We start from the raw sequence: 12163 nt of genomic DNA, 5'->3' as shown, positions 1-12163 counted from the left end.
ATTCCCTTTTTTTTCGAAAACAATACATTATTCTCCAACTTTTATTTTGTTATTTGATCACCTGTTTTGCCAAATCGTCTTTCGCGCCCCTGGTAATCGAGTATGGCTCTGTAAAAATCTTCTCTTCTGAAATCGGGCCATAATATATCGCAGAAATATAGCTCGGAATAAGCTAATTGCCAAAGCAAAAAGTTACTTATTCGTTGCTCTCCACTGGTTCTAATCATTAATTCCGGATCGGGAATATCTTTGGTTGACAAATAGGACCCAAACATTGCATCATCTAATTGAGTAAGATCAACCTTTTTGGCCTCCACATCTGAAACTATTGTTTTTACAGCTTCTAAAATCTCCCAACGTGAGCTATAACTTAAGGCCAGTGTAAGTGTTAAACCTGTATTCCCGGAAGTTTTATCAATACATTCATCCAAACGTTTTTGAACGCTTCCTGGCAAATTACTTTTACAACCAATTGCATTTAGCCTCACATTGTTTTTCATCAATGTTTTGGTCTCAGAGCTTATGGTTGTAACCAATAAACTCATAAGAGCATCAACCTCTGTTTTAGGTCTACTCCAGTTTTCGGTACTAAATGCATAAAGGGTCAAATATTCTATTCCCAACTCAGCCGAGGCCTCTGTTACTTCACGCACCGCAGTAACTCCATGTTTATGCCCAAAAACTCTGGCATTTCCTCTTTTTTTGGCCCACCGTCCGTTACCATCCATTATGACAGCAACGTGCTTAGGTAATCTATCTTTTATCAGTTGGTCTTTTACTGACATGTCAACTGTTCTGTTTTTAATAGCCTCCGTTACAGGTTGATTTACGCCTGAACATACTCACAGTTACGTATACTCCTGCAAACGAAACCCAATCATTATTATGTGTCCATGTGGTGTTGTCGCCATAAGGGTTACTTGGGTCAATTGCGCCAGGACCTTCATAATCAAGATCATCGACAAAGGTTTTGCGGAACGACCATTCTGCTCCAACTCTAACCCATTTGTTAACCTTATATTTTACACCAACACCGAAGGGCAAAGATAATATAAAAGTTGGTTTCGTAGTAAGATTTTCAGCATCCCCCGTTTTTCGACTATAAATCATTGTGCCTAAGCCCACTGACAGATATGGTGTGAAGTTGGTATTTGATATATATTTATGATCATATGATAAAAAATTAAACTCTACCTGAACAGTTGCATCTCCAATGGTATTACTAAACTCATATGTAGGCCTTCCATTCTGCTCTGCCGAGGGTCTTAAATCTTTATAATTTAAGCTTTCATCTGAATAATCTCCACTTATTCCTCCCATATATAATGACGCTTTAAAAGCCAAACGATCGCTATATGCATATCTGCCAACACCCCCCAATGCCAAACGAGGTTTATAGAATTGTTTGGACGGATTTAAATCTCCAAAATAATATGAAGTCCCAATAAAACCACCTAGCTCAAGTCTGTCTTGAGCAAATATATTTTGTCCAACAAGAAACAAAACGCCCAGTAGAAATATTACTGTGTTTTTTTTGCCTTTTCTTAAACTCAAATATACCCAAGGGTTAAAGTTCTTCACAAGTCGTTTTATAACTCCTGCCACAAATGTATTATTTAATTGATTATTTCAAAGGTTGTCTCAACCAAACCACTAATCACCTCAACTAATAAACGTTAATTTTCAATTTTATTGCCGATAAAGATAATTAATTACGCCTGTCGAGCCCCCACATTAGCTTATTACGCAGGGTGGTAAAGAAAGAATAATCGGGTAGTTTTATAACATTAATACTAAAATCTGCTTTTTTCACTTTTAGATGCACAGTATCTTCAAAAGCTTCACTGCGAGAATCCAATGCCGCCAGAAATTTCGTATCACGCCCTTCTACTTTTAAAGTTATTTCCACATTATTAGGAACAACCATAGGTCGTACCGTTAAATTATGTGGCGCAATAGGTGTGATAACAAAGTTATCGGCATCAGGGTGAATAATAGGACCTCCGACACTTAAAGAATAGGCTGTTGAACCGGTTGAAGTTGCAATAATCAAACCGTCGGCCCAATACGAATTCACAAACTCATCATTAATATAGGTATGAATAGTGATCATAGACGAACTGTCTCGCTTAACAATCGACAACTCGTTTAAAGCATATGGATTTTCCATAAAAAGCTGATTGTCGGTTTTAAGAGTAAGCAGATCTAACTGATGTACTTCATAATTACCGTTCAAAACCTCCTGAATGGTTGATTCCATTTTATTTTGCGACACATCAGCTAAAAAACCTAAGCGACCACTATTAATTCCAACAATAGGAATTTCTGTATTACGAACAAAACTTACTGCTTCCAAAAAAGTACCATCGCCTCCAATACTAAATACCTGATCAACTCCAACCAAGTCTGCAGTAGAATCGAAGAAGCCAACAATCTCGGGTTTCATTTTCACCTGAGCCAGCAAAAATTCATAAAAAGGCTTATAAATAATCACCTCTACATCATTACTCTTCAGTACATTAAAAAGCATTCTGCATGAATCGTAAAAGGATGTATTGAATTGCTTTCCAAAAACAGCGATTTTCATCTGTTCAGATTTATATAATTATTTATTCTATTATTTCAACTTGGGTTTAATGATTATAACCAAGCAAAATATTTATAAAGATAGTTATGCAATAATAACAAAGGTAAGTGAAAGCTTATAAATCGAGGTTAAAGTGAACAAAAAAACCATGGTACCCCAACTTATTTATAGAATAATTAAAACTGAATACCTTATCGTAAAAGGTTACCAGATCTAAACCTATACCATATCCATATTGCCAGCTATTTACCATATCATTGGCTGGATCAGGGTTACTTTGCCAGGCGTACCCTGTGTCGAAAAAGGCCTTTAAATAAAAAGCATAATGAATTTTAGCAAACTGAGTCAATGGCATAAAACCAATACTTTTTACCCTTGGTTCCAACAACGTAAATAATAGTTTATTCTGAATCATGCCATTTCTTACACCATCCATCACATATAACTCATAACCATTCATAAATGTCTTATATCCTAACCCCTGATTTAGAACATAAGGTAAAGCATCACTGGTTCCTATTCTTCCTTCTGCCACTCCTCCCCAGTGCCAACGCTTACCCAAAGCAGCATATTGCTGAATTAACAGGTGCAAACTCCAATCATCCAACTTATCGTTTAAAACCCCCAGCCCCAACTTCGTAGCATCCAACTGAAAGCCCGTCCCTTCGAGGGGGTAAACCTTGGAGTCTCGTTTATCGTATTTAAATTGATAAGACAAACTCAGGTATTCCATTTTTGAATCACCTTCTGTCAGGTAATTAGGATTTATATCAATGATTGAGTCAGACACATTATACCCTTCATATGTTAATTCCAATTTATGCCTTTGATATAAATCAGTTCGCAAGCCATAATTAACAGCCGACTTATAGTAGAATTGCGACATCTCATTATTCACAGATACAAATACAGGTCTGTTTTCAATGGTAACAAAGGGTATATTATTAAATGCTTTTGCATTCACTTCCATCCCCCATCCTGTTTTTCGCTTGTATTCCGGTGAATCAAATCGCAAGGAGAACTGCGTTGAGAACCCTAGTTTAATCCTTAATTTAAGCAGTTCCTTTCTTCCTCTGAAATTATCTCGTTTAAGATAAATGCCATAATTCATTCTTGACCAATCACCACTTTCTAAAAAAGAACTGAGGTTTCTATCGGTATGCTCAAATATTGGAAAAAACCACCAATACCATCGTTCATCCACTTTAATATGAAAGATAACAGTTCCGTCAAGCTGATTGCTATAGGTAATGGTAACAAAATTAAAAAGAGATGTATTTAGCAAATTATCTCTGCTACGAGTTATGAATTGTCCTAATTGATTTACCCATAAGGTATCACCCGTTACAAATTCCAGTTCATTCAATATGACACGCGGCTTTGTAACCTTGTTGCCTGAAATGATTATTTGCTTGACAAGGACACTATCTTTAGTTTCTGTTTTTCCGCTATTCGTTTCAAGCTTTCGCCCATAAGCTTCAAATGAACACGTTGCCAGTATAACCAGCCATACTATAACGACTATTTTCTGACCATCTTCATTTAATTGCATAGTAGCTTTTTGAATCACATACTCAGGTACTTCATAAGCGAATCGTAATTTCTTTTAACCGTTTCATCATGAGAATCATTACCTACATAGGTTGTTTTTACAGAATAACCATATCTGTCAAATGCAGTAAGTACAGGCTCTAAATCGGTTCTATTTAATTTTATTGCTATCGAGTACCTATCACCCTCCATCATTTGGCTAACGTATAAACTAAGTATTTTTGCATCCGCATCCTCAACCAGCCTTGCTATCTCCGACAAAGAATAATCTCTCAGCTGAAGCTCCAATTCAACAATACCGCCCGGGGTATGTGCTGCAATTAAATCTGCAAAACGCTGTAGCAATTGCTGCTGAGTAATTAATCCGAGATAATCTTCGTTGGCATCTAAAACCGGAACCACCGTCAGCTGCAATCTTGAAGCCAATTCTATAACGTCGTAAATATGCTGATATTCTAGAACATAAGGCTTAGCATAGGATAAGGGATGATTTCCCAGCGGTTCATTTGCTTTATTCAAATCATAAATGTCAACATCAGAGATTATACCTAAGAAAGCTTTGTTATTAACAATAGGCAAATGCGATACCCTGAACACTTCCATCCAATTGATTGCATCCAAACCTGTATCGGAGGTTTTAAGAGCCGGAACCACATCTGATATTAATTCTTTTGCTAACATACGATACTTTTAGAAATACTTTATAATTTTGCCATACAATTAAAACCCTATTAATGAATGGTTGTTTGTTTATTAAAAATACTTTCAATGTATTAAACAATCAACCCACACCATAGTTTATTAAGTTTTTTTAACCACCAAAAAGCGTTTATTCATCAATAATTCAGAAATGACGAAGCTGAGTGTTAATATTAATAAGATCGCAACGATAAGAAATTCACGTGGCGGCAACATGCCCAATGTATTAAAAGCGGCTGTTGATGTGCAGCAATTTGGAGCTGAAGGAGTAACCGTTCACCCACGTCCGGATGAACGCCATATACGCTATCAGGATGTAAATGACATACGTCCGATCATCACAACTGAGTTTAATATAGAAGGATATCCTTCTAAAGAATTTATTGATTTAGTGCTTAGCGTTCGACCTCATCAGGTAACCTTGGTGCCCGATCCTCCTGAAGCATTAACGTCTAATGCAGGATGGGATACCATTAACAATATGGGTTTTCTTCAGGATGTAATTGGCCAGTTTAGCGAAGCAGGTGTTCGTACATCAATATTTATTGATACTGACCTGGAGAATATTAGTAATGCGGTTAAAACCAATACTGATCGTATTGAGTTTTACACCGAACCTTATGCCACCAATTATCGCAAGGATAAAGAAGCGGCTATTGCTCCGTTTGTAGAGGCAGCCAACCTGGCAAATAAAATAGGTTTGAAAATTAATGCAGGTCACGATTTAAGTCTTGAGAACCTCAAGTACTTTAATGAAAAAATTCCTTTTCTTAAAGAAGTATCCATTGGTCATGCTCTGATCTGCGATGCCTTATATTACGGATTAGAACGAACAATTCATATGTACAAAGAGTTGTTAGTAAAATAATTTTACCATGAAACTCTTTTTCAGAGAATACGGATCGGATGGCCCCAAACTAATCATTTTACATGGTTTGTACGGGGCTTCTGACAATTGGGTTAGCATTGCCCGTCAACTGCAAAACGATTACCATGTTTACCTGATCGATCAGCGCAATCATGGTCAGTCACCACATGATTCAGAAATGAATTATACGGTTATGGCTGATGATTTACATGAGTTTTTTCTTGATAATAAAATTGAAAAAGCTCATTTAGCTGGCCATTCCATGGGAGGTAAAACAGTTATGCGATTTGCTTTAACCTACCCCGAGTTGATTGATAAGTTAGTTGTATTGGACATTGCGCCCAAATCATATGCTTCATACAGCAACTATGCACAAATTACCAATAATCATTCTCTGATAATAAAATCACTATTAAAATTAGAATACAAAGAAGCTAAAAGCCGTACTGACATTGACAAACAGTTAGCGCAATATCTACCATCAAAAACATTACGTCAGTTTTTATTGAAGAACATCGATCGCACAAAGGCAGGAGATTATCAATGGAGACTGAACTTACCTGTGCTAAAAGAGAATCTTGAAAATATTATGGATGGATTTTCAGATCTGGATCCAGAAGCCCACCATGTTGCTTTACCTTCCATATTTATCACAGGTGAAAAATCGGGTTATGTGATGGATGAAGACACTTTAATCATTCGAAAATACTTTAAGGATGCCGAAATTGTAACCATCCCCAATGCGGATCATTGGTTACATGCCGAACAACCTGAGCTACTTGTTAAAACGCTGGCTTATTTCCTTTTGGATTAATTAGCCAGTTCAATTGCATCCTCCTCAATCAGTGACTCTCCTTTAAGACGTAAAAACAGTTGAGCAGTAGCCAATACATCTTTTTCACAATACCTGGCTATACGTTCAATATCTTTTTCTTCGTAAAAAACCTGAGCCACCTGACTACCATCAATATCATCCTTAGGTGAAGGAATACCAAAAATAGTAGTTAAAAGGTTAAGGGAAGTGTAATGTTTATAATCGCCAAACTTCCATAAATCAAGCGTATCCAAAAACTTAACTTCCCATGGTTTCTTACCTGCAACATCCAGCACTTCGGGAAGTCCAACTCCACGGATTAACATTCGCCGGGCAATAAACGGAAAGTCAAATTCGCGCGCATTATGGCCGCAAATATTTCGGGTGGGCTTTGATGTAAAATGCTCCAACATTTCTTTAAACTCAATCAAGAGCTTTTTTTCATCATCACCAGCAAACGATTTCAACCTGAATATTCGCTGCCCATCTCTTTGAGCAATCGCCCCAACTGAAATACAAACAATTTTACCAAACTCAGCATAAATACCTGCCCTGCCATAAACTTCCTCAGCTGTTTCTTCTTCTTTTCGGAAATAAACTGATTTCTTTTCCCACAGTTCCTGCATGGCTGGACTCACTTGATCAAATGCGGGTTGATCCGGAACGGTTTCAATATCGAGAAACAAAATATCTTCCACACGAATATTATCAAGCATAGGCAAAGGGTTTAGTTAAAACATGATAAGTTTCTTTCTATAAAGTTAGTTAAAATATTAATAGCTATATGATTATTACCTCCCTGAGGCACAATTAAATCTGCATACCTCTTTGTTGGTTCAATAAATTGCAAGTGCATAGGCTTTACGGTCTCACCATACCGATCCAACACCTTATCGATAGTACGCCCGCGCTCTTCAATATCACGATGTATCACCCTTGCTAATCGGTCATCCGCCTCGGCGTCCACAAACACTTTCAAATCCATCAGACTCCTTAAACGTTCATTTCCTAATATTAGAATTCCTTCAACAATCACCACATCGCGAGGCAATACTGTAATAGTATCTTCAGAACGCGTACAGGTTAAATAAGAATACTTTGGCTGCTCAATAGCATTACCTTTTTTTAGTTCTGCCAGATGATCATACAATAAATCAAATTCAATCGCATCCGGATGGTCAAAATTCATTTTCTGACGTTCTTCCAACGGAATATGCTTATTATCTTTATAATATGAATCCTGAGGCAAAACAGCCACCTCATCTTTAGGTAATCGTTCAATTATTTTTCGAACTACGGTAGTTTTACCCGATCCAGTCCCTCCGGCAATACCAATTATCAGCATTTTTGTACTTTTGCTATAAAAAATTTAAGACTACAAAACTACTAAAAATAATGACTATGATTAAGCACATCGTTCTGTTTCAATTAAAACCATTTGAAAGCAAGGAAACTAAAGATGCTAAGCTTGCCGAAATTAAATCGGGTTTATTGGGATTAAAAGAGAAAGTAAGTGTATTGAAATCAATTGAAGTAGGATTAAACACAAATCAGGCAGAACAATTTGACATTGCTTTAACCACAACTTTTGACAGCATGGAAGATTTAGAAACCTATGCTAAACACCCCGATCATGTGGCAGTTGGTAAAATTGTGAGAGAGGTATTGGAAGCCAGATCTTGCGTGGATTACGAATTCTAAAAAAAGAAAAGCGCGTGATTATTCACGCGCTCTTTATTCTATTACTGCACTAAGCACAATATTTTTGCATGTTTTAGCTTTTAATCTATAGTCTTTAACCTTAAAAAACTACTGCCTTATAACTAACAAGCTATTTTTATAAACTATCTGAATAATAAGCTTTAGGTAATGTGCGAAGGTTATACTGATTAGCCATTACTTCACCGTAAGCTCCTGCTGAACGCAAAGCAATCAAGTCACCTCTTTTTGTTTTAGGCAAAGCAACGGCCTTTCCAAAACAATCACTTGATTCACAAATAGGTCCAACAACATCATATTTTTCTTCGTCCAATGACGAAGTCAGATTTTCAATTTTATGATAGGCCTGATATAATGCCGGACGAATCAGATCACTCATACCAGCATCAACAATGGCAAAATTAGTTTGTACTCCTTCTTTGATATAAAGCACTTTTGAAAGCAACGAAGCACATTGTCCAACCATTGATCGGCCTAACTCAAAATGCAACTCCTGCCCTGGCATTAGCTCCAACAACTCATTGAATAAAGCAAAATAACTTGCAAAATCAGGAATAGATTGTTCATCGGGTTGTTCGTAGTTAATTCCTAAACCTCCACCAACATTCACCACTTTAGGCATGATATGGTGAGAAACAAACCATTTTTGCAATTCATTAACGCGCAAACACAAATCTTTAAAAGAGTGTAAATCGGTAATTTGTGACCCAATATGAAAATGAATACCTTCCAGCTCAACATTTTTTAATTCAGAAAGAGTGTTAACCACTTTCTCTAAATCCCATTGATTAATACCGAATTTATTCTCATTCAAACCCGTGGTAATATAATGGTGTGTATTGGCATTTACATTTGGATTAATACGCAAAGCTACCTTTGCCACTTTCCCTTTCTTACCAGCCAACTCGTCAATAATTTCAAGCTCAGGAATAGATTCTACATTAAAACAAGCAATGTTGTTATCCAATCCAAGATTGATTTCCCAGTCGGATTTACCTACACCGGCAAAAACAATTCCTTTGGAAGCAAATCCACAATCCAAGGCCTTTTGCACTTCCTGTCCACTTACGCAATCAGCACCAAAACCTTTGCTTTCAATGGCTGTTAGAATACGATCATTAGCATTTGCTTTTACTGCATAATGCACTTTGTATCCATACTTACCCGATTCAGTTGCAACTGCGTCCAGAGTTGCATTCAACAACTCCATATCATAATAATAAAAAGGTGTATCTATCTTAGTCAGGGTCTCAACCGGAAAATTAAATTTCATTTCTCCTTTTAGTTAAATAAATTATCACTCAGCAGGTTTAAAGCCTTCTTTTTATCTTCTGCATTAATCAATAACGACACATTATAATTGCTTCCTCCGTATGATATCATTCGAATTGGCACATCTTTTAATGCATCAAATATTTGATTGGCATATCCTTTATTTTCGGCTACCAAATCTCCTACAACACAAACAATAACCTGATCAGTATCTACCTCAACAGTACCATACTTTTTCAAGTCATTCACAATTTCTTGTAGGTGCTTATCTTCATCAATGGTAACAGAAACTCCAACCTCCGATGTCGTAATCATATCGATTGGCGTTTTATAACTTTCAAAAATTTCAAATACTTTGCGCAAGAAACCGTAAGCCAACAACATGCGTCCCGACTTAATTTTAATTGCTGTAATTCCATCTTTTGCAGCAATAGCGGCCAGTCGTTCTTTTCGTTGATTTGACGAAATAAGTGTTCCCTTAGCCTGCGGTTGCATCGTATTCAATAAATGAACCGGAATATTAGCCAACTTTGCTGGCAAAACACTGGTTGGATGAAGAATTTTTGCTCCAAAATAAGCTAACTCAGCTGCTTCATCAAAAGATAATTCTTCAATAGATTTGGTATTTTCAACAAATCGGGGATCGTTATTGTGCATACCATCAATATCCGTCCAAATCTGAATTTCTTCGGCATTACAACCAGCTCCAATTAACGAAGCAGAATAGTCACTTCCTCCCCGTTGCAAGTTATCTACCTCACCAAAAGCATTACGGCAGATATATCCTTGAGTGATAAAAATATCAGCATCTTTATCCTGATCTAAAAGTGTCGTTAGATTTTCTTTGATGTAGCTATTATCTGGCTCATTGTTTTTATCAATCCTCATAAATTCCAGGGCTGGTAACAAAACAGAGTTTTTACCATTCTCCTGAAGATAAAAATGAAACATGGCGGTTGAAATTAATTCTCCCTGAGCCAAAATTGTTTTCTCTTCAAAAACGGTAAACATATCAATGGTGAAGGATTTGATATAATCAAAATGAGATTTGATTAGTTCTGAACCTTTCTGTTTGAACTCATCAGTTGAGTATAAATCCTTTACCTCAGCATAATACTTTTGTTCAAGCTCATTAATTAGTTCATTTGCACCGTCGTGGTTTTTCTTGTATAAATAATTAGTTATTTCAACCAAACTATTTGTTGTACCGGACATAGCCGATAAAACCACAATCTTTCTATGTTCGTCTGATATAAGATCAGCGACCTCCTTCATTCGTTGTGCAGAGCCTACTGATGTTCCACCAAATTTTAGTACTCTCATTGTTTTGCTATCTTAAAATTTTCGCTTTTAGTTAAATAAGCAATACAAAACTACAATATTTAGCTGTAAGATCTTTATTCATTTTGTTAATTATTTAACATTAAATGCAAATATTAACTATCTGAACGCATATTTAACCAAATACACACAAGAAAATCAACAGGCGAAAAAATCCTAACAATCAAAAAAATCCGGCCCTCACAGAACCGGATTCTATCTTTTCATATAAACCAAGTCTAAAGATGCACCTCTATTAATCGAGCTTTACCTTCAGGCTTAATATTAATCTCTTTCAAATCAGCCGGTATTAATACCGTTTCACCCATTAAAATAGTTTCTAACTCATCGCCATTATAAACAATTTCAGCCTTTCCTTCCACACACATGTAAATCAAAAATGAGTCTAAACCGTAAAAATCTTTCTTTACCGTTTGATCTAATTCTAAAACATTGGTTGTAAAGTAATCGCATTTAACAACCTCATTTACTTTGTTTGGATCAACCGTGTATTTTGTTTTGGGTTCAGCTACATAAGTATAATCAATGGCATCTAACGCTTCATCCGTATGCAACTCACGGGTATTACCTTTATCATCTTTTCGGTTAAAATCATAAATTCGGTAGGTCACATCAGATGTTTGCTGTATTTCAGCTAGTAGAATACCTTTACCAATAGCATGAACTCGACCGGCTGGAATGAAGAAAACATCACCCGGTGCCACCTCGTGAGAAGCCATTATTGATTCCAGTTCATTAGAATTCAACTTTGACACATACTCATCCCTGTTAAGTTCTTTACTAAAACCAGATATTAACTGAGCTCCCTTATCTGCTTGCATAACATACCACATCTCTGTTTTACCAAAAGAATTGTGTCGTTCCTTTGCCAATTCATCATCCGGATGCACTTGAATACTCAACACATTATTGGCATCAATAAATTTAATCAACAAAGGAAACTCTTCTCCAAACTTTTGAAAAACCTTATCTCCGACCAGGTCTCCCATATAAATCTCAATAATCTCCGACAATGAATTACCGGCCAGAAAACCATTTGACACAACAGACACATTGCCAGGCACACCTGAGATCTCCCAACTTTCACCTGCATTAGGCAGAGGCGAAATCTCTTTGTTTAACAACAATTCAAGTTTATGACCACCCCATATCTTATCTTTGAGTATGGACTGAAACTTGAGTGGATATAATTTACTCATCGCTTAAAAATCATTTTATGCAAAAATAGACTTCTTTATCTTTATTTGAAAAACATTGATAGAGAAACACTAAATACCGAGGCATTATTAACATCCATTAAGAATAGTGGATT

General features: G+C 36.4%; 13 protein-coding genes. 3 read left to right on the top strand and 10 right to left on the bottom strand.

The annotated features are described in order from the left end of the window. Window positions 1-41 precede the first annotated feature (41 nt). The 5 genes from KEM10_RS02530 to KEM10_RS02510 form a co-directional block, all read right to left on the bottom strand. A complete protein-coding gene (locus KEM10_RS02530) occupies window positions 42-785 on the bottom strand; it encodes an isoprenyl transferase (RefSeq protein ID WP_212213073.1) in 744 nt (247 codons plus the stop codon). Window positions 786-801: 16 nt separating this feature from the next. Continuing rightward, window positions 802-1605, bottom strand: coding sequence for a type IX secretion system protein PorG (gene porG, locus KEM10_RS02525; RefSeq protein WP_212213070.1), 804 nt, complete (start codon window positions 1603-1605; stop codon window positions 802-804). Between the two features lie 103 nt (window positions 1606-1708). Then, a complete protein-coding gene (locus KEM10_RS02520; protein ID WP_212213068.1) occupies window positions 1709-2587 on the bottom strand; it encodes an NAD kinase in 879 nt (292 codons plus the stop codon). A 115-nt stretch (window positions 2588-2702) separates the two neighbouring features. After that, on the bottom strand, window positions 2703-4139 hold the full coding sequence (locus KEM10_RS02515; protein ID WP_212213064.1) for a POTRA domain-containing protein: 1437 nt from the start codon (window positions 4137-4139) through the stop codon (window positions 2703-2705). 14 nt (window positions 4140-4153) lie between these two features. Further along, window positions 4154-4819: a CBS domain-containing protein gene (locus KEM10_RS02510; RefSeq protein ID WP_212213061.1), complete on the bottom strand. Its 666-nt coding sequence runs from the start codon at window positions 4817-4819 to the stop codon at window positions 4154-4156. A 169-nt stretch (window positions 4820-4988) separates the two neighbouring features. Here KEM10_RS02510 and KEM10_RS02505 point away from each other — a divergent pair, with 169 nt between their 5' ends. Beyond that, entirely contained in the window at window positions 4989-5705 is a 717-nt protein-coding gene (locus tag KEM10_RS02505; RefSeq protein WP_212213058.1) for a pyridoxine 5'-phosphate synthase, read from the top strand. A gap of 7 nt (window positions 5706-5712) precedes the next feature. Then, the gene (locus KEM10_RS02500; protein ID WP_212213055.1) at window positions 5713-6519 is read left to right on the top strand and encodes an alpha/beta fold hydrolase; all 807 of its coding nucleotides are present in this window, start codon (window positions 5713-5715) and stop codon (window positions 6517-6519) included. On the opposite strand, the gene KEM10_RS02495 is transcribed toward KEM10_RS02500, so the two are convergent. Both KEM10_RS02495 and udk read right to left on the bottom strand, forming a co-directional pair. Then, on the bottom strand, window positions 6516-7235 hold the full coding sequence (locus KEM10_RS02495; protein WP_212213052.1) for a 3'-5' exonuclease: 720 nt from the start codon (window positions 7233-7235) through the stop codon (window positions 6516-6518). The two genes, KEM10_RS02500 and KEM10_RS02495, sit on opposite strands and share 4 nt — an antisense overlap. A gap of 11 nt (window positions 7236-7246) precedes the next feature. Further along, a complete protein-coding gene (gene udk, locus KEM10_RS02490; protein ID WP_212213050.1) occupies window positions 7247-7864 on the bottom strand; it encodes a uridine kinase in 618 nt (205 codons plus the stop codon). A gap of 56 nt (window positions 7865-7920) precedes the next feature. Between udk and KEM10_RS02485 the strand changes: the two genes are divergently transcribed. Continuing rightward, complete coding sequence (locus tag KEM10_RS02485) at window positions 7921-8220, top strand: Dabb family protein (protein ID WP_212213048.1); 300 nt, start codon at window positions 7921-7923, stop codon at window positions 8218-8220. 136 nt (window positions 8221-8356) lie between these two features. Here KEM10_RS02485 and lysA read toward each other — a convergent pair whose 3' ends face one another. The 3 genes from lysA to KEM10_RS02470 all read right to left on the bottom strand — a co-directional run bounded on the left by lysA (window position 8357) and on the right by KEM10_RS02470 (window position 12050). Next, window positions 8357-9511: a diaminopimelate decarboxylase gene (gene lysA / locus KEM10_RS02480; protein ID WP_212213046.1), complete on the bottom strand. Its 1155-nt coding sequence runs from the start codon at window positions 9509-9511 to the stop codon at window positions 8357-8359. Window positions 9512-9519: 8 nt separating this feature from the next. Further along, a complete protein-coding gene (locus KEM10_RS02475) occupies window positions 9520-10833 on the bottom strand; it encodes an aspartate kinase (RefSeq protein ID WP_212213044.1) in 1314 nt (437 codons plus the stop codon). Window positions 10834-11069: 236 nt separating this feature from the next. Further along, window positions 11070-12050 carry a type I phosphomannose isomerase catalytic subunit gene (locus KEM10_RS02470; RefSeq protein ID WP_212213043.1) on the bottom strand — a complete coding sequence of 327 codons (981 nt, stop codon included), beginning with the start codon at window positions 12048-12050 and terminating at the stop codon, window positions 11070-11072. Window positions 12051-12163 lie beyond the last annotated feature (113 nt).

Source organism: Carboxylicivirga linearis (genome assembly GCF_018271995.1).
GTDB classification, from domain to species: domain Bacteria; phylum Bacteroidota; class Bacteroidia; order Bacteroidales; family Marinilabiliaceae; genus Carboxylicivirga; species Carboxylicivirga linearis.
Note: the sequence above shows the minus strand (reverse complement) of the source record. Positions and strands in the feature narration are given on the sequence as shown.

Coding starts and splice junctions, on each gene's coding strand:
- KEM10_RS02530 (WP_212213073.1), bottom strand. CDS start 785: ATGTCAGTAAAAGACCAACTGATAAAAGATAGATTACCTAAGCACGTT.
- KEM10_RS02520 (WP_212213068.1), bottom strand. CDS start 2,587: ATGAAAATCGCTGTTTTTGGAAAGCAATTCAATACATCCTTTTACGAT.
- KEM10_RS02515 (WP_212213064.1), bottom strand. CDS start 4,139: ATGCAATTAAATGAAGATGGTCAGAAAATAGTCGTTATAGTATGGCTG.
- KEM10_RS02510 (WP_212213061.1), bottom strand. CDS start 4,819: ATGTTAGCAAAAGAATTAATATCAGATGTGGTTCCGGCTCTTAAAACC.
- KEM10_RS02505 (WP_212213058.1), top strand. CDS start 4,989: ATGACGAAGCTGAGTGTTAATATTAATAAGATCGCAACGATAAGAAAT.
- KEM10_RS02500 (WP_212213055.1), top strand. CDS start 5,713: ATGAAACTCTTTTTCAGAGAATACGGATCGGATGGCCCCAAACTAATC.
- KEM10_RS02495 (WP_212213052.1), bottom strand. CDS start 7,235: ATGCTTGATAATATTCGTGTGGAAGATATTTTGTTTCTCGATATTGAA.
- udk (WP_212213050.1), bottom strand. CDS start 7,864: ATGCTGATAATTGGTATTGCCGGAGGGACTGGATCGGGTAAAACTACC.
- KEM10_RS02485 (WP_212213048.1), top strand. CDS start 7,921: ATGATTAAGCACATCGTTCTGTTTCAATTAAAACCATTTGAAAGCAAG.
- lysA (WP_212213046.1), bottom strand. CDS start 9,511: ATGAAATTTAATTTTCCGGTTGAGACCCTGACTAAGATAGATACACCT.
- KEM10_RS02475 (WP_212213044.1), bottom strand. CDS start 10,833: ATGAGAGTACTAAAATTTGGTGGAACATCAGTAGGCTCTGCACAACGA.
- KEM10_RS02470 (WP_212213043.1), bottom strand. CDS start 12,050: ATGAGTAAATTATATCCACTCAAGTTTCAGTCCATACTCAAAGATAAG.